Genomic DNA, 16,887 nt, shown 5'->3' on the forward strand with positions numbered 1-16,887 from the left:
AGCGGGCGGCATGGCCGAGAAGGAGTTCCGCGCCGGCGACCACGTCTCCTGGGCCAGCCACAGCGGCCGGGCGTACGGCGTCGTCAAGGAGAAGCTGACCGAGCGCACCCACGTCCGCGGGCACACCGTGAACGCCTCGCCGGAGCAGCCGCAGTACCGGATCACCAACGACGACTCGGGCCGCGACGTGGCCCACCGCCCGGAGGTGCTGCGCCATGAGTCGCGCTGAAGACCCGCAGCAGACGTACCGGGAGTTCACCGACGCGGTGAACATGAAGCCCGGTGAGCTGACCCGCTGGCTGGAGACCGAGGAGTCCAAGCACGTCGGCTGGCACAAGAAGGGCACCCAGGGCGGCGAGTCGGTCGGGCACGACTCCGGCCGGCGCATCGTCGACCTGCTGCGCCGCAAGCGCGCCGACCTGACCGCCGCCGACTACAAGCACATGCGCAAGGTGATCGGGTACGTCCACCGCCACCTCGCCCAGCGCCCGTCCGGGGACGTGCGGGACACCAGGTGGCGCTGGTCGCTGATGAACTGGGGGCACGACCCGCTCAAGGGCTGAGCCGCCCGGTCCGTTCGCGTCGCGTTGGTACCGTGCCGGCGATGACGACAGACGTCTCGACCGCAGGCCGTCATCCCCGCGCCGGACGTGTGGTCCTCCTGGCGGGCCTCGGCCTGATCGCCGTCGCGGCGCTTCTCCTGGTGGCGACCGGGAACACCGGCATCCGATACAGCGCCGACCACGACGGCACCGTACCGATGTGGAGCCGCTGGATCCCGGCGCTGGCCGGGATCGCACTGATCCGCCTGATCCCGCCCGCGCCCGACCCGAGGTGGCCCGACCCGGTCGCGCCGTACCGCGAGGCGGTGCCGCTGCTGCTGGCCGGGATCGCGTTCGCCGCCGTCATGCCGCTGCTCGGCGGCGAACCCGCGTACACGCTGGTGAAGCTCGCGCTGCTGCTCGGCGTACCGATGGTGGTGTTCCTGGCCGCGCGCCGCCGGCCGCCCCGGTGGCGGCCGGGGCCGGCCCCGGCGGACACCGCCCACCGGTGGGGTCCGGCGCTGCCGGTGGCGGTGTGGCTGGTGCTCAGCTACGCGACGCCGCTGTCCGTGCCGGCGAGCGACTGGGGGCGGACCGTCACGCCGGTCGAGCTGGTCGTCACGCTGCTTGTGGCTTTCGCGGTGAACGCGCTGCTGGAGGAGGTCTTCTACCGGCGCTGGCTGCAGACCCGGTGGGAGTCCCTGCTCGGCCGGTGGCCGGCGATCGTGCTCGCGTCGCTGGTGTGGGCGGCCTGGCATGTGGCCATCCAGGGCAGCGGCCGGCCCGCCGTCGACCTGGCGTCGGTGGTCGTCAACCACGGCGTGATCGGGCTGTTCCTCGGCTACCTGTGGTCCCGGTACCGCCGGATGTGGCCGCTGCTCGTGGTGCACGGCGCGGTCAACGCGATGCCCGTTCTGCTCGGTCTCTGACCGGCCGCCGCGCCCCGCCTCCTCCCGGGTCGCCTCTTCGCGGTGATCAAGGCGTTTGTGTCCCCGAACGGGCTCGGGCGTGACACAAACTCCTTGATCACCACCGGGAGGAAGGGCAGGGTGGGGAAGTCAGTGGTCGGCGCTGTTCCAGTCGCGGCCCTCGCCCACCGAGACCTCCAGCGGCACCGACAGCGGGTACGCCTCGCCCATCTGCTTGCGTACCAGCGCCTCCAGCGCCTCCCGCTCGCCCGGCGCGACCTCGAAGACCAGCTCGTCGTGCACCTGCAGCAGCATCCGGGACCGCAGCCCGGCGTCGCGCAGCGCGCTGTCGACGTGCAGCATCGCGACCTTGATGATGTCGGCCGCCGAACCCTGGATCGGGGCGTTCAGTGCCATCCGCTCGGCCATCTCCCGGCGCTGCCGGTTGTCGCTGACCAGGTCGGGCAGGTAGCGGCGGCGACCCAGGATGGTGGAGGTGTAGCCGTCCTGGCGGGCCCGGGCCACCACCTCCTGGAGGTAGTCGCGGACGCCGCCGAACCCGGCGAAGTAGTTCTCCATCAGCCCGCGCGCCTCCTCGGCGCTGATGCCGAGCTGCTGGGACAGGCCGAACGCGCTGAGCCCGTACGCCAGGCCGTAGTTCATCGCCTTGATCTTGCGGCGCTGGTCGGCGGTCACGTCGCCGACCTCGACGGTGAAGACCGAGGACGCGGTGGCGGCGTGGAAGTCGTGCCCGGAGTTGAACGCCTCGATCAGCGCGTCGTCCGAGGACAGGTGCGCCATGATCCGCATCTCGATCTGGCTGTAGTCGGCGGTGAGCAGGCACTCGTAGCCCTCGCCGACGACGAACGCGCGGCGGATCCGCCGCCCCTCCTCGGTGCGGATCGGGATGTTCTGCAGGTTCGGCTCGGTGGAGGACAGCCGCCCGGTCGCCGCCACCGTCTGGTTGAACGTGGTGTGGATCCGGCCGTCGTCGGAGACCGACTTGAGCAGCCCGTCGACAGTCGACTTGAGCTTCGCCACGTCGCGGTGGCGCAGCAGGTGGTGCAGCAGCGGGTGCTCGGTCTGCGCGAACAGCCACTGCAGCGCGTCGGCGTCTGTGGTGTAGCCGGTCTTGATCCGCTTGGTCTTGGGCAGACCCAGCTCGGTGAAGAGGATCTCCTGCAGCTGCTTCGGCGACCCGAGGTTGAACTCGCGGCCCACCACCTCGTACGCGCCCTGGGCGGCGGCCTTCACCTCGGCGGCGAAGTGCGCCTCCAGCTCGGAGAGGTAGTCGGTGTCGGCGGCGATGCCGGTGCGCTCCATGCTGGCGAGCACGCGCATCAGCGGCAGCTCCACGCCGGCCATGAGCCGGGCCGACTGCTCGCCGTCGCGGGACAGCTCGGCGTCGATCGCGTCGGCCAGATCGAGCGTGGCGCGGGCCTGGAGCATGAGATTCTGCTCGGCCACGCCCTCATCGCCGAGCCCGTCCAGGGTGAGCTGACCGGTCTCCGGCGCGTCGACGCGCAGCTCGCGGTGCAGGTAGCGCAGCGCCAGGTCGGTCAGGTCGTACGAACGCTGGTCGGGGCGGGCCAGGTAGGCGGCGATCTGGGTGTCGCGGGCGATGCCGTGCAGCTCCCAGCCGTGCGCGGCGAACGCCAGCACCACCGGCTTGCTGTCGTGCAGCACCTTCGGGCGCTCCGCGTCGGCCAGCCACCCGGCCAGCGCGGCCTCGTCGCCGGCCTCCAGCCGGCTCGGGTCGAACCAGGCGCCCGCCCCGGCGGCGGTGGCCAGCGCCATCGCGGTAACCGTGGCGGTGTGCCGGCGGTTGGGGCCGGTGTCGAGCGTCACCGCCAGGCCGACCGGTGCGCCCGCCGGGGCGTGCGTGTCGAGCCAGCCCGCGAGCGCGCCCGGCTCGGTGAGCACCTCGCCGGCCAGATCGAAGCCCGCCTCGGCCTCCGGCTCGACGGCTTCCAGGTATTGGTAGAGCCGGTCACGCAGGATGCGGAACTGGAGCGTGTCGAAGACCTGGTGCACCGCTTCGCGGTCCCAGCCCTGCCAGCGGGCGTCCTCGGGGCGGACCGGCAGCTCCAGGTCGGAGACCAGGCAGTTGATCTCGTAGTTGCGGATCACGTCGGCGAGCCGCTCGCGCAGGCTGTCGCCGGCCTTGCCCTTGATCTCGTCGGCCCGGGCCACCACGCCCTCGACGCCGCCGTACAGATTGATCCACTTGGCCGCGGTCTTCGGGCCGACGCCGGGCACGCCGGGCAGGTTGTCGCTGGTCTCGCCGACCAGCGCGGCCAGGTCGCGGTAGCGATCAGGGGTGACGCCGTACTTCGCCTCGACCGCGGCCGGGTCCATCCGGGCCAGGTCGGAGACGCCCTTGCGCGGGTAGAGCACCGTCACCCGCTCGCCGACGAGCTGGAACGCGTCCCGGTCGCCGGTGGTGATCAGCACGTCCATGCCCTGGTCGCGGGCCTGGCAGGCGAGCGTGGCGATGACGTCGTCGGCCTCGTAGCCCTCCTTCTCGACCACCGGCACGCGCAGCGCGGCGAGGACCTCCTTGACCAGGCTGACCTGGCCCTTGAAGTCGGTGGGGGTCTCGCTGCGGCCGGCTTTGTACTCGGAGTACTTCTCCGTGCGGAAGGAGCGGCGGGAGACGTCGAACGCCACGACGATGTGGGTCGGCTGCTCGTCGCGCAGCACGTTGATCAGCATCGAGGTGAAGCCGTAGACGGCGTTGGTCGGCTGCCCCGTGGTGGTGGAGAAGTTCTCCACAGGCAGGGCGAAGAACGCCCGGTATGCCAGGGAATGTCCGTCGACGAGGAGCAGGCGCGGCGTCGTAGCTGTCACGGCTGCGACTCTAGTCCGTACGCCCGACAACTCCGGCCTCCGGTGCGGCGCGCGCCGCACCGGAGGCCGAGGTCAGAGAACCTTGGCCAGGAACGCCTTGGTCCGCTCGTGCTGGGGCGCCGAGATCACCTCGCGCGGGTCGCCCTGCTCGACCACGACGCCGCCGTCCATGAACACGAGGTGGTCGCCCACCTCCCGGGCGAAGCCGATCTCGTGGGTCACCACGATCATCGTCATGCCGTCGCGGGCCAGGTCCTTCATCGTGTCCAGCACCTCGCCCACCAGCTCCGGGTCGAGCGCGCTGGTCGGCTCGTCGAACAGCATCAGCTTCGGCCGCATGGCCAGCGCCCGGGCGATCGCCACCCGCTGCTGCTGGCCGCCGGAGAGCTGACCGGGGTACGCGCCGAGCTTGTCGCCCAGTCCCACCCGGTCCAGCAGCTGCGCGGCGTGCTCCCGGGCCTCCGTCTTCTTGGCCTGGCGCAGCAGCACCGGGGCCTCCATGACGTTCTGCAGCACCGTCATGTGCGGGAACAGGTTGAACCGCTGGAACACCATGCCGATGGCGCGGCGCTGCGCGGCGACCTCCTTGTCGCGCATCTCGTACAGCTTGCCGCCGCGCTCCCGGTAGCCGATCAGGTCACCGTCGACCCAGATCCGGCCGGCGTCGATCTTCTCCAGGTGGTTGATGCAGCGCAGGAACGTCGACTTGCCGGAGCCGGAGGGTCCGAGCAGGCAGCACACCTCGCCGGAGCGGACCTCCAGGTCGATGCCCTTGAGCACCTCCAGCGGCCCGAACGACTTGTGCACCTGCTCGGCCCGGACCATCAGCCCGGACTCGGCGGCCGGCGCGGTGGCCTGCGCGGGCACGATCAGCTCGGTCACTTCACCACCCCCGCGCCGCCGCCGGCCTCGGCAGTCATCCCGCGCAGCTTCAGCCGGGCCCGTCCGGTCACGCCGTAGCCCTTGCCGAAGTGGCGTTCCAGGTAGTACTGCCCGACGAGCAGGATGCTGGTCAGGAACAGGTACCACAGGCAGGCCGCGACGTACATCGGGAAGATCTGGAACGTCCGTTTACCGACCGCGTCGAGCTGGAAGAACAGCTCCACGCTCACCGGCACGTAGAGCAACAGGGACGTGTCCTTGAGCATGGCGATGGTCTCGTTGCCGGTCGGCGGGATGATCACCCGCATCGCCTGCGGCAGCACCACCCGGCGCAGCAACTGGGCGCGGCTCAGGCCGAGTGCCTGGGCGGCCTCGGTCTGGCCGGGATCGACCGACTGGATGCCGGCCCGGACGATCTCCGCCATGTACGCGGCCTCGGAGAGCGCGAGGCCGAGCAGACCGGCCATGAACCCGGTGAGGATATCGCGGGAGGAGAACCCGAACAGCCGTAGCTGCAGGTTGTCGATGCCGAACAGCTGGCCGATCTGGGTGTCGAACGGCACCCCGAACTCGACCCGGCTCCACAGGATGCCGATGTTGCCGAAGACGGCCAGCAGCACCAGCCGGGGCACGGCCCGGAAGAACCAGGTGTAGAGCCAGGCCACGCCGCGCAGGATCGGGTTGTCCGACAGCCGCATCACCGCGATCACCACGCCGAGCGTGACGCCGATCAACATCGCGCTGACCGTCATCAGCACGGTGCCGCGCAGCAGGCCCTCGATGATCGGCGGCCGGAACATCTTGTCGACCATGAAGGACCAGTTGAAGGCCTCATTGGTCACCAGCAGGTGGACGAACATCGCGGCCAGGACGGAGAGCACCGCCACCGCGACCCATCGTCCGGGGTGCCGCACGGGCACGGCCTTGATCGGTTCCGGCCGTGCCCGTGCGGTTGTCGCTTCCTCGGTGGTCATGTCGTCACGGGTTGATCGCGGGGTCCGTGATCGCGCCGTCCCCCACCTTCCACTTGTCCAGCACCTGCTTGTAGGAGCCGTCGGCGATCACGGCCTTGGTGGCGTCACGCACCGCCTCGGCCAGCTGCGTCTGCTCCTTGGCCAGCACGTAGCCGTACGGCGCCGCCTCGTACTGCTTGTCCAGCAGCTCCAGGGCGTCGTTGGACTGCGTCACCGCGTACACGCCGACCGGGTAGTCGGCCAGCATCGCGTCGTCCTTGCCGGACACGACGGCGGCGGTGGCGGCGTCCTGGCCCGGGAACTGGTCGACGGTGATCGCCGGCTTGCCGGCGTCGGTGCACGCCTTGGAGCGCTTCTGGATGTCCTCGACCTGGACCGTGTCCTTCTGCACCGCGATCTTCTTGCCGCAGGCGTTGTCCAGCGCGACCCCGGCCGGGTTGCCCTTCTTGGTCACCCACTGCGTGCCGACCTGGAAGTAGCTGACCATGTTCGCCTGGGCCTTGCGATCGTCGTTGATGGTGAACGACGAGACGCCCGCCTCGTACTTGCCCGAGTTGACGCCGTTGATGATGTCGCCGAAGGGCGCCGAGACGAATTCCGCCTTGAGGCCCAGCTTGGCCGCCACCGCGGTGAACAGTTCGACGTCGAAGCCGATCACGGTCTTACCGTCGGTGTCCAGGAACTCCGCCGGGGCGTAGGTGGAGTCGGTGCCCACCACGATCTTGCCGTCCGACTTGATCGCGTCCGGGACCTTCGCGGCCAGCGCGGCGTCGACAGACGACGAGACGCTGGGGCCGCCACCGGGCTGCTCGGTGCTCTCCTCCTCGCCGCACGCGGCGAGGGAGAGCAGCAGGACGGCCGCACCGGCGACGCCGAGCGCCGCCCGCCGTCCGGGGTTGGGGTGGAACATGGCTGTACTCCTTATTGCGAGGGGTCGGCCGGTCAGGCCACGCCGAGGTAGGCCTCTTTGACCGAGGGGTCGTGCAGCAGGTCCGCGCCGGTGCCGCTCTTGACGATCCGGCCGGTCTCCAGCACGTACGCCCGGTGGGCGCGCGCCAGCGCCTGCTGGGCGTTCTGCTCCACCAGCAGGATCGTGGTGCCCTGCTGGTTGATCTCCGTGATGATCGTGAAGATCTGCTGGATCAGCATCGGCGCGAGACCCATCGACGGCTCGTCGAGCAGCAGCAGCTTCGGCCGGCTCATCAGCGCCCGGCCGACCGCGAGCATCTGCTGCTCGCCGCCGGAGAGCGTGCCGCCGGCCTGCTTGCGCCGCTCGGCCAGCCGCGGGAACAGGTCCAGCACCCGGGCCAGGTCCTGCGCGATGCCGGCCTTGTCGCGCCGGGTGTACGCGCCCATGTCGAGGTTCTCCAGCACCGACATGCCGGGGAAGATGCCCCGGCCCTCGGGCGCCTGGCACAGGCCGCGCCGCACCCGCAGGTCGGCCCGGAGCTTGGTGATGTCCTCACCGGCGAACCTGATCGTGCCGGAGGCGACCGGCCGGATGCCGGAGATCGCCCGCATGGTGGTGGACTTGCCGGCGCCGTTCGCGCCGATCAGCGCGACGATCTCCCCCTCGTCCACGGTCAGGCTGATGCCGTGCAGCGCCTGGATCCGCCCGTAGAGCAGGCTCACGTCCTCGATCTCAAGCAGCATCGTCCGGCACCCCCAGGTACGCCGCGACCACCTTCGGGTTGTCCCGCACCTCGGCGGGCAGCCCTTCGGCGATCTTCTTTCCGAACTCCAGGACCACGATCCGGTCGGTCACGCCCATCACCAGGCGCATGTCGTGCTCGATCAGCAGCACCGTCACGCCCTGATCCCGGATCTGCCGGATGAGCTGGAGCAGCTCCTCCTTCTCCGCCGGGTTGAAGCCGGCGGCCGGCTCGTCCAGGCAGAGCAGCTTCGGGTCGGTGGCCAGCGCGCGGGCGATCTCCAACCGCCGCTGCTCGCCGTAGGACAGGTTGCGGGCGAACTCGTGCATCCGGTTGCTGATGCCGACGAACTCCAGCAGGCGCTCGGCCTTCTCCCGGCCCTCGCGCTCCTCCTTCCAGTGCCGCGGCAGGCGCAACAGGGCGGAGATCACGCTGGTCTTGTGGTGCGCGTCCGCGCCGACCTGGACGTTCTCCAGCGCGGTCATCTCCGGGAAGAGACGGATGTTCTGGAAGGTACGGGCCATGCCCATCCGGGTGATCTGGTGGCGCTTCTTGCCACTGATCTTCTGGCCCAGGAACCGGATCTGCCCCTCGGTGGGCTGGTAGATGCCGGTCATCGCGTTGAAGCAGGTGGTCTTGCCGGCGCCGTTCGGGCCGATCAGGCCGAGGATCTCACCCTTGTAGAGGGTGAAGTCCACGTCGTTGAGGGCCACCACACCGCCGAAGCGCAGCGTGACGTGGTCGACCTCCAGCAACGGCTCCCGCTTGTCGACCGTCTCGACGGCGGGGGCCGCCGCCTGGGCCGGAACGGCCGGGGTCTGCTCGGTGTCACTCACCGACGATCACCTCCTTGCGGCGGTCCTTGAACTCCGCCGCTCGTCGCCGGTTCGGGATCAGGCCCTGCGGGCGGAAGATCATCATCACCACGAGCACCAGACCGAAGAAGAGGAACCGGTACTCGTACAGCTCCACGCCGAACAGCTCGATGCCACGGAACCGCTCGATCATGTACGCCACCAGGCCACCGCCGACGATCGCGCCGACGATGTTGCCCGAGCCGCCGAAGATGACGGCGGCCAGGATGATGATCGAGTTGAGCAGCTCGAAGTTCTGCGAGTTGACGAAGTTCTGCTTGCCGGCGAACAGCGCACCGGCCAGGCCGGCGATGGCCGCGCCGGAGGCGAACGCCCACAGCTTGAACTTGAACGTCGGCACACCCATCAGCTGGGCGGCGTCCTCGTCCTCGCGGATCGAGATCCAGGCCCGGCCGACCCGGCTGTGGGTCAGGTTCCGCACCCCGATCACCACCAGGATGATCAGCGTGAGCACCAGCCAGTAGTACGGGCGGGCGTCGAGCACGCCGAACCACGGCCGGCCGTCGGCGTACTCGCCGGGCGGGTGCGGGATCTGGTTGAAGCCGCGCTGTCCCTTGAGGAACTCGGAGCTGACCGCCGCGATCCGGATCATCTCGGCGAAGCCGAGCGTCACCAGCGCCAGGTAGTCGCCGCGCAGGCGCAGCGTCGGCGTGCCGAGCATGACGCCGGAGACCATGGTCAGGCCGATCGCGATCGGCACCACCGCCAGCCACGGCCACAGCGTCTTGAGGTCGCTGCTCGGCGAGGTCAGCACCGCCACCGTGTACGCGCCGACGGCGAAGAAGCCGAAGTAGCCCAGGTCGAGCAGGCCGGCGAAGCCGACCACGATGTTGAGCCCGACCGCCAGCAGCACGTAGATCGAGACCGTGAACATCACCTGGGTGAAGTTCGCTCCCGGGGTCGGGATCGGCCCGAGGTACTGGTAGAACTCCTTGTTCGGCAGCGCGTAGAAGAACGCGATGACCGCGACCAGCAGCACCCAGCGCACCCAGCGCGGCGCGTGGTGCCAGCGCTCCGAGATCGCGTGCCGGCCCTGCCGCAGCTTGTCCGCCGCCGTCTCCCGCCGCTCCGGCGGGTCGATGGTGGTCGTCATGCGCGTGCCCTCCCCAGTGATTCGCCGAGCAGACCGGTCGGCCGGAACATCAGCAGCACGACCAGCACCGCGAACGCGGCGAAGTCCTTCCACTGACTGCCGAACAGGCCCGCGGCGTAGTTCTCCACGACGCCGAGCAGCAACCCGCCGACGAGCGCGCCGCGCAGGTTGCCGATACCGCCGAGCACCGCCGCGGTGAACGCCTTGAGGCCCAGCAGGAAGCCGACGCTGTAGGTGAGCGTCTGGATCCGCACGTCGTACAGCAGGCCCGCGACGCCGGCCATGGTGCCACCGGCGATGAAGACCATCAGGATGATGCGGTCCTTGTTGACGCCCATCAGGGCCGCCGTGTTGGCGTCCTGGGCCACCGCCCGGATGCCGCGGCCGGTACGGCTGCGGTTGATGAACTGGTCCAGCGCGAACATCATCACCAGCGCGGAACCGATGGTGAGCAGCTGCACCGCGTCGATCGGCACCCCGGCGATGTGGAACAGCGGCTCCGAGCTGACCAGGATCGGTGCGCCCTCCGGCCGCCGCCGGGTGTAGACGCCGAACGCCTCCGAGATGGCGATCGAGGCACCGATGGCGGTGATGAGGAACGCCAGCGGCGGCGCGTTGCGCTTGCGCAGCGGCCGGTACGCCACCCGTTCGATCACCGTCGCGGTGCCCGCCGAGGCGATGGCCGCCACGATCATCGCCACCAGCAGGTAGAACAGGATCGAGCCGATGCCGCTGACCTGGGAGTTCTGGTCGAGTCCGAAGCCGTTCCAGGTCCAGATCGCGGCGAACGCGCCGGCGATGAAGACCTCGGAGTGGGCGAAGTTGATGAGCCTGAGCACGCCGTACACAAGCGTGTAGCCGAGCGCGACCAGGGCGTAGATGGCGCCCTGCGTCAAGCCGGTCGTGGTGAGTTCCCCGAAGTTGGAGAACAATCCGTCGAAGTCCAAGGGAGGGACGCTCCGTCGCTCAAGAGAAAAAGAGGGTGCGGCCGGGAGCCAGCTCCCGGCCGCACCCGCGATCACTACTCAATCGCCAGTCCAGCGATCGAACGATCAGGACTTGGGGATCTCCTGGTCCGGGACGACCTTGCCGCCCTGCACCTTGAACGCCCAGACCTTGACCTGCGCCGGGTCGAGCTCGCCGCCCTCGACGAACTTGTAGCTGGCGGCAACGCCCTCGCCGCTGTAGCCCTTCACGAACTCCAGCAGGTCGGCACGGCTGCTCTTGCCGGCCTTGATGCCCGCCAGCAGGATGTTCGCCGCGTCGTAGGCGGTGTCGCTGTAGGTGCCCGGGTCGGTGCCGTTGAGCGCCTTGAAGTCGGCGGCGAAGGTGCCGCGGGCCTCGGTGGACGGAGCGCAGGGGCAGGTGAGGATGGTGCCCTCGGCGGCGGCGGCACCGGCGGAGGTGATGTACGCGCCGTCGTTCACGCCGTCACCGGCGACCAGCGGAGCGGTGACCCCGGCAGCGGTGAGCTGCTTACGGATCAGGCCGGCCTCCTGGTAGTAGCCGCCGTAGAAGACCGCCTTCACGTTGGCGGCCTTGACCTTGGTGACCACACCCGAGAACTCGGTCTGCTTGCCCTCGCCCTGGACCTTGTCGCTGCCCACGACCGAGGCGCCGAGGACCTTCTTGACCTCGTCGGCCAGGCCGGCGCCGTACGCGGACTGGTCGTCGATGACGTAGACCCGGTCGGCCTTCATCACGTTCTTGATGTAGTTACCGGCGGCGGGGCCCTGGCTCAGGTCGTTGCCGACCGCGCGGAAGAAGGTCTTCCAACCCTGCTCGGCGAGGCTGGGACGGGTCGCGGAGGGGGTGATGGTGACCAGACCGGCCTCGTTGAACAGCGGGCCAGCGGCCTCGGACTCGCCCGAGTAGGCCGGACCCACGACACCCAGGATCTTGGTGTCGTCGATCGCCTTCTGGGCCAGACCCGGCGCCTGGTCCGGGCTGCCCTGCGAGTCGAGCTCGGCGAGCTCGACCTTGCAGTCCGGGTTCTCCTTGTTGTACTTGTCGACGGCCAGCTTGACGCCGTTCTTCTCGTTGATGCCCAGCGCGGCCGAGCTACCGGTCAGCGCGCCGAAGAAAGCGATCTTGCTCCCGCAGGCGCTGCCCCCGGAACCCTCATCGTCGCTGCCGCTGGAACAAGCGGTGCCACCGGCGACGAGCGCCAGCATGGCGACCCCGCCGATCACGCGTGCGAGCTTCTGCCTCAAGGCCCGAACCCTCCTCCGTCCATGATCCGAACCACCCGCCGCTGATTGGCCCTTGCGGGGTGGACGAACCAAGACCGTCGTCGCCGGTCTGGGGCGGGACGTTATCCCACCGTGAGCGGTGGCGTAAGACCTGGAAAGCGGGGTTGACCGAACCGTTACACGCCGTGGCGGATTCAAGCCCATCGGCGTAAGAACCGAAGGCGGGCAAAGGCTTTCGCCGACTATTCCTCGGTAATGAGCCATGCCCTCCCCACCCGCTACCGATCGACGGTCGGCAACGCCCCCCACCAGGCAAGGGACGTCTTCCCGTCATCGGCGACCACGAGCAGCCGGTCGTCGCGGACCGCCACCGCCAGCGCCGCGTCGCCCCCGTCCGGCACCTGCACCGGCGTGATCACCGGAAGCCACGACGCGCCGCCGTCACGCGACATCCAGAGCCGTCGCTGACCCCCGTCCCCGGTCACCGCGACGAGCCGCCCACCGGACGCCACGAACGCGTCCACCGACGACACCCCCGGGCCCGCCGAGCCGAACCCGCCTACCCGCCGCCACCCCTGATTCGCACCCGCCGAACCGGCCGACGGCGAGCCGCAGTCGTCGCACCCGCGCCACACCGCGAAGCGGTCACCCACCGGGCCGACCGCCACCGGCCCGCCGTCGGCCGACACCACCCGCTCGGCAGCCCCGGCCGCCCCCGCCGGCACCGGCAGGGCCACCCGCCGCCACACCCGGCCGTCGGCCGAGAACCACGAAAGCGGCGTCCGGGCCGTCCCGCCGGGCGGCAGCAACGACCCCACCACCAGCCAGCCCGACCCCACCGCCGCCACGTCGTACGCCGCCGTCCGGCCCCGGCCGTCGCCGGCCAGCTCCGCGACGCCCTCGCGCAGGACGAACCCCTCGGCGTCCGGCGACGACCACACCGCCGCGCCGTCCGCGCGCGCCCCCGCCACCAGCCAGCCGCCCGGACCCGCCGCCAGCCGCGACGCGCTCACCGCGCGCGGACCGCCGAACAACTCGAACGCCGCCGGCACCTCCCGCAACGGCCCACCCGGACCCCACACCCACGTTCCGGTACGCGGATTGCCGTGCACGCCACCGGTCTTCGCGCCCAGCGCCGCCATCCCGTCGTCGCGGCACGCCACCGCGTAGAGCACGTGCTGGCGGCCGTAGAACGTCTGCGCGCGCACCGGAATCGGCGACCAGGTCACGCCGTCCGATGAGGACCACGCCGCCGGCCGGGTCTCCCCCGCCGGATCGACCAGCCCGCCCACCACGTACCACCGGCCCGCGCACCGCGCGGCGTCGCGCAGCACCGGCCGTCCGGTGGCGCCGGCGGGAAGGGCCAGCTCGACGGGCTGCCACTGCGGGCGTACCGGCGCGGGCTCGGGCAGCTGTCGCGGCGTGGTGTGGCAGGCCGCCAGGAGCAGCGCGGCGGCAGCGGCGACGAGGGCCGGCCGGGCACGCGCGGGAGACATGCATCCGATCCTATCGATCGGACGCCTCCCGGGCAGGTCAGGGCGTGGGCTGCTCCACCTCGCCGCCGGCGGTCTCGGCGAGGATCCGCTCGGCGACCTCCTTCATGGTCATCCGGTGGTCCATCGCGGTGCGCTGGATCCACTTGAACGCCTGCGGCTCGGTCATCCCGTACGTGGTCATCAGCGCGCCCTTGGCGCGCTCGACGGTCTTGCGGATCTCCAGCCGGTCGGTGAGGCCGGCGACCTCCGACTCCAGCGCGGCGATCTCCGAGTAGCGGGACAGCGCGATCTCCACCGCCGGCACCAGGTCGCTCTTCTGGAACGGCTTGACCAGGTACGCCATCGCGCCCGCCGCCCGCGCCCGCTCCACCAGGTCGCGCTGGCTGAACGCGGTCAGGATGATCACCGGGGCGATGCGCGCGCCGGCGATCCGCTCGGCGGCGGCCAGCCCGTCCATGATCGGCATCTTGATGTCGAGGATGACCAGATCCGGCTTGAGCTCCTCGGCGAGCTTGACGGCGGTCTCGCCGTCACCGGCCTCGCCGACCACCTCGTAGCCCTCTTCGACAAGCATCTCGGCCAGGTCCAGCCGGATGAGCGCCTCGTCCTCGGCGATCAGAACGCGCTTGCGCTCGGCGTCCGCCTGCATCTCGCCCACGAGCCACTCCCACCGGTTCGAGCCCGACACCCGCCCTGCCGGGTGTCGCCGCCTTCAGCCTAGCGGGTAGGCTGTCGAGGCCGAATCACGGAACGCCCTCGTAGCCCAACTGGCAGCAGGCAATGGATTCAAACTCCATACAGTGTGGGTTCGAATCCCACCGAGGGCACCAGAATGTCATACAGGCGTTCGAACATGGGGCTGTGCATCCACCCGAATTGCGCGCCCGGGCGCGACGTCTCTACCTCGACGGCGCGACCGTCGCTGAGGTGGCGCGGGCCGTGGGGCTCTCCTATCCGACGGTCCGCCACTGGTGCAAGGATCGGCCGGTGCCGAAGCAGCAGGGCACCGCACTGCGGTGCTTCCGCTGTCGTGACGACATGCAGGTCCCGACAGACCCGGCGGCCTACGCCTATCTCCTCGGCCTCTACCTCGGCGACGGGCACCTCGTGACCAAGGCCCGGGTGCCGGTGCTCCGGATCGCCTGCAGCGACTGCTGGCCGGGCCTGATCGAGGCGTGCGACGACGCCATGCGGGCGGTGCTGGCCGAGAAGGTGCAGCGGGTCCAGAAACCGGGCTGCGTCAGCGTGCAGAGTTACGGGAAGCACTGGCCGTGCCTACTACCGCAGCACGGGCCCGGCAAGAAGCACGAGGGCCCGATCGTTCTGACCGACTGGCAGCGACCCATTGTCGAGGCCCAGGCGGGCGACTTCCTGCGCGGCCTGTTCCACTCCGACGGCTGCCGTTTCGCCAATCAGGTGGTCGTGCGCGGCAAGCGTTACGTCTATCCGCGCTACATGTTCGCCAACGAGTCCGCCGACATCATGGGCCTCTGTCAGCAGGCGCTCGACCGGCTCGGCATCGCCTGGCGAATGAACCGCCGCAACTCCCTGTCGGTGGCCCGCCGGGAGGCGGTCGCCGCCCTCGACCGGCACGTGGGCCCGAAGTCGTGACCCGGCCACGGCGCGCGGGACAGCGGCCGGGCGACGTCAGATCCGCGACAGTGCCCGCGCGAGGTCCGCCCGCAGGTCCTCCGGGTCCTCCAGGCCCACCGAGACGCGCAGCAGCCCGCCGCAGGGCTTCGCGTCGCCCTCGACCGGCCGGTGGGTGAGCGAGGCCGGGTGCTGGATCAGCGTGTCGACGCCGCCGAGCGACACGGCGTGGGTGATCAGCTCGCACGCGCCGGCGACCTCGGCCGCGGCGGGCGCGCCGCCGCGGACCTCGAAGGCGAGCAGGCTGCCGGTGCCGGACATCTGGCGGCCGACCAGCCCGGCCGGGTCGTGCAGCGACGGGTGGTGGACGCGCTCGACGGCGGGGTGCCCGGCGAGCCAGGCGGCGAGCTTCTCCGCGCCGGCCTGCTGGGCGCGGACGCGCAGCGGGAGGGTCTGGATGCCGCGGTGCAGCAGGTACGCGCCGAGCGGGTGCAGGACGGCGCCGGTGACGGCACGGACCTGGCGCAGCCGGGCGGCCCACTCGGGTCCGCAGGCGACGACGCCGGCGAGGACGTCGCCGTGGCCGCCGATGCTCTTGGTGGCGCTGTGCAGCACGAGCGCAGCGCCGTGGCGGGCGGGCTGCTGGAGCACCGGGGTGGCGACGGTGTTGTCGACGAGCAGCGGGACGTCACCGGCGGCGTCGGCGAGCGCGGCGATGTCGACCAGGTCGAGGCTGGGGTTCGCCGGCGTCTCGACCACGACCACTGCGGTGTCGGGGCGGATCGCGGCGGCCACGTCGGCGGTGGTGGCCCAGGTGACCTCGGTGCCGAGCAGGCCGGTGGCGAGGACGTGGTCGGTGCCGCCGTAGAGGGGACGGACGGCGACGACGTGCCGCTTGCCGTCGCGGGTGGCGGCGAGCAGGGTGGCGGTGAGCGCGGCCATGCCGCTGGCGAACGCGACGGCTTCGGCGGTGCCTTCGAGCTGGGCGAGCGCGGTCTCGAACCGGGCCACTGTGGGGTTCCAGAGGCGCTGGTAGACGGCGCTGCCGCCGGCCGGGAGGGTGCCGCCGGTGGCGAGCGTCTCGTAGTCGTCTCCACCGCCGGCGACCGAGGGCAGCGGGTTGGTGGTGGACAGGTCGATCGGCGGGACGTGGACGCCGAGCCCGGCGAGGTCGGCGCGCCCGGCGTGTACGGCTGCGGTTTCCACGGAAGTCATGCCGGAACTGTCGAACATGACGATGGCTAGAGGCAATAGCAGCGAAGAATATTCTGGGAGTCACGCTTTCGTTCGGCGGTGATTCGGTGAAGGATGGTCACATGCCTGCCGCACCGAATGATGTACGGCCGTTCGCCGGCCTGGACGACATCGACCGCGCGATCCTCACCGAGCTGGCCGCGGACGGCCGGCTGCCGAACAACGCGCTGGCCGAGCGGGTGGGGGTGGCGCCGTCGACGTGTCTGACGCGTACCCGGGCGCTGCGGGAGTGCGGTGCGATCCGCGGGTTCCACGCCGAGGTGGACCCGGCGGCGGTGGGTCTGCCGTTGCAGGCGCTGGTGTCGGTGCGGTTGACGGCGCACGAGCGGGCCGCTGTGGACGCGTTCCGGGCCCGGTCGGTGCGGCTGCCAGGGGTGGTGTCGGTGTTCCACGTGGCGGGCGCGGAGGACTACGTGCTGCACGTGCGGGCCGCCTCCGGTGACGCGCTGCGGGACTTCGTCCTCGATCATCTCGCAGTCGATCCGGCGGTGCAGCACACGCAGACCAGCCTGATCTTCGAGCAGGCGCGGGGTATGGGGTAGCGCACCCGGCGGAACAATTCCGGCACGTCGCCTGTTG

General features: G+C 70.7%; 16 protein-coding genes, 1 tRNA gene and 1 pseudogene. 6 read left to right on the forward strand and 12 right to left on the reverse strand.

The annotated features are described in order from the left end of the window. Positions 1–10: 10 nt before the first annotated feature. The 3 genes and pseudogenes from O7611_RS19085 to O7611_RS19095 all read left to right on the forward strand — a co-directional run bounded on the left by O7611_RS19085 (position 11) and on the right by O7611_RS19095 (position 1,471). Positions 11–229, forward strand: coding sequence for a DUF2945 domain-containing protein (locus O7611_RS19085; RefSeq protein ID WP_030503817.1), 219 nt, complete (start codon positions 11–13; stop codon positions 227–229). Continuing rightward, a pseudogene (locus O7611_RS19090) lies at positions 216–560 on the forward strand (DUF3140 domain-containing protein); the annotation flags it as partial. The gene O7611_RS19085 and the pseudogene O7611_RS19090, both read left to right, overlap by 14 nt. A gap of 44 nt (positions 561–604) precedes the next feature. Continuing rightward, positions 605–1,471, forward strand: a complete 867-nt coding sequence (locus O7611_RS19095; protein ID WP_269697335.1) for a CPBP family intramembrane glutamic endopeptidase — start codon at positions 605–607, stop codon at positions 1,469–1,471. A 129-nt stretch (positions 1,472–1,600) separates the two neighbouring features. Here O7611_RS19095 and polA read toward each other — a convergent pair whose 3' ends face one another. From polA to O7611_RS19150, 11 genes are all read right to left on the reverse strand, one after another. Then, on the reverse strand, positions 1,601–4,300 hold the full coding sequence (polA, locus tag O7611_RS19100) for a DNA polymerase I (protein WP_269697336.1): 2,700 nt from the start codon (positions 4,298–4,300) through the stop codon (positions 1,601–1,603). Positions 4,301–4,372: 72 nt separating this feature from the next. After that, positions 4,373–5,125, reverse strand: a complete 753-nt coding sequence (locus O7611_RS19105; RefSeq protein ID WP_194801306.1) for an amino acid ABC transporter ATP-binding protein — start codon at positions 5,123–5,125, stop codon at positions 4,373–4,375. A gap of 53 nt (positions 5,126–5,178) precedes the next feature. Then, positions 5,179–6,156 carry an amino acid ABC transporter permease gene (locus O7611_RS19110; RefSeq protein ID WP_013287514.1) on the reverse strand — a complete coding sequence of 326 codons (978 nt, stop codon included), beginning with the start codon at positions 6,154–6,156 and terminating at the stop codon, positions 5,179–5,181. A gap of 4 nt (positions 6,157–6,160) precedes the next feature. After that, positions 6,161–7,066, reverse strand: coding sequence for an ABC transporter substrate-binding protein (locus tag O7611_RS19115; RefSeq protein WP_194801288.1), 906 nt, complete (start codon positions 7,064–7,066; stop codon positions 6,161–6,163). Between the two features lie 32 nt (positions 7,067–7,098). Beyond that, positions 7,099–7,809: an ABC transporter ATP-binding protein gene (locus O7611_RS19120; RefSeq protein ID WP_194801287.1), complete on the reverse strand. Its 711-nt coding sequence runs from the start codon at positions 7,807–7,809 to the stop codon at positions 7,099–7,101. Then, the gene (locus O7611_RS19125) at positions 7,799–8,644 is read right to left on the reverse strand and encodes an ABC transporter ATP-binding protein (RefSeq protein ID WP_047893879.1); all 846 of its coding nucleotides are present in this window, start codon (positions 8,642–8,644) and stop codon (positions 7,799–7,801) included. Before O7611_RS19125 ends, O7611_RS19120 begins: the two co-directional genes overlap by 11 nt. After that, positions 8,637–9,776, reverse strand: coding sequence for a branched-chain amino acid ABC transporter permease (locus tag O7611_RS19130; RefSeq protein WP_194801286.1), 1,140 nt, complete (start codon positions 9,774–9,776; stop codon positions 8,637–8,639). Before O7611_RS19130 ends, O7611_RS19125 begins: the two co-directional genes overlap by 8 nt. Then, a complete protein-coding gene (locus O7611_RS19135) occupies positions 9,773–10,723 on the reverse strand; it encodes a branched-chain amino acid ABC transporter permease (protein ID WP_091420555.1) in 951 nt (316 codons plus the stop codon). The genes O7611_RS19130 and O7611_RS19135 overlap by 4 nt, the downstream gene beginning before the upstream one ends. Before the next feature lie 105 nt (positions 10,724–10,828). Then, positions 10,829–11,989: a branched-chain amino acid ABC transporter substrate-binding protein gene (locus tag O7611_RS19140; protein WP_104114971.1), complete on the reverse strand. Its 1,161-nt coding sequence runs from the start codon at positions 11,987–11,989 to the stop codon at positions 10,829–10,831. Between the two features lie 257 nt (positions 11,990–12,246). Further along, complete coding sequence (locus O7611_RS19145; protein WP_194801285.1) at positions 12,247–13,464, reverse strand: hypothetical protein; 1,218 nt, start codon at positions 13,462–13,464, stop codon at positions 12,247–12,249. 37 nt (positions 13,465–13,501) lie between these two features. Beyond that, positions 13,502–14,122, reverse strand: coding sequence for an ANTAR domain-containing response regulator (locus O7611_RS19150; protein ID WP_194801284.1), 621 nt, complete (start codon positions 14,120–14,122; stop codon positions 13,502–13,504). 94 nt (positions 14,123–14,216) lie between these two features. On the opposite strand from O7611_RS19150, the gene O7611_RS19155 reads away from it, so the two are divergent. Then, positions 14,217–14,294: transfer RNA gene (locus O7611_RS19155), tRNA-Leu, on the forward strand. A 31-nt stretch (positions 14,295–14,325) separates the two neighbouring features. Next, positions 14,326–15,075, forward strand: coding sequence for an LAGLIDADG family homing endonuclease (locus tag O7611_RS19160; protein WP_194801283.1), 750 nt, complete (start codon positions 14,326–14,328; stop codon positions 15,073–15,075). Positions 15,076–15,111: 36 nt separating this feature from the next. Here the strand turns inward: O7611_RS19160 and O7611_RS19165 are convergent, their stop codons facing one another. Continuing rightward, positions 15,112–16,287: a trans-sulfuration enzyme family protein gene (locus O7611_RS19165; RefSeq protein WP_269697337.1), complete on the reverse strand. Its 1,176-nt coding sequence runs from the start codon at positions 16,285–16,287 to the stop codon at positions 15,112–15,114. Between the two features lie 83 nt (positions 16,288–16,370). Between O7611_RS19165 and O7611_RS19170 the strand changes: the two genes are divergently transcribed. Beyond that, a complete protein-coding gene (locus tag O7611_RS19170; RefSeq protein ID WP_013475837.1) occupies positions 16,371–16,850 on the forward strand; it encodes an Lrp/AsnC family transcriptional regulator in 480 nt (159 codons plus the stop codon). Positions 16,851–16,887: the final 37 nt, after the last annotated feature.

The organism is Micromonospora sp. WMMC273, from assembly GCF_027460285.1.
Lineage (GTDB): Bacteria > Actinomycetota > Actinomycetes > Mycobacteriales > Micromonosporaceae > Micromonospora > Micromonospora aurantiaca.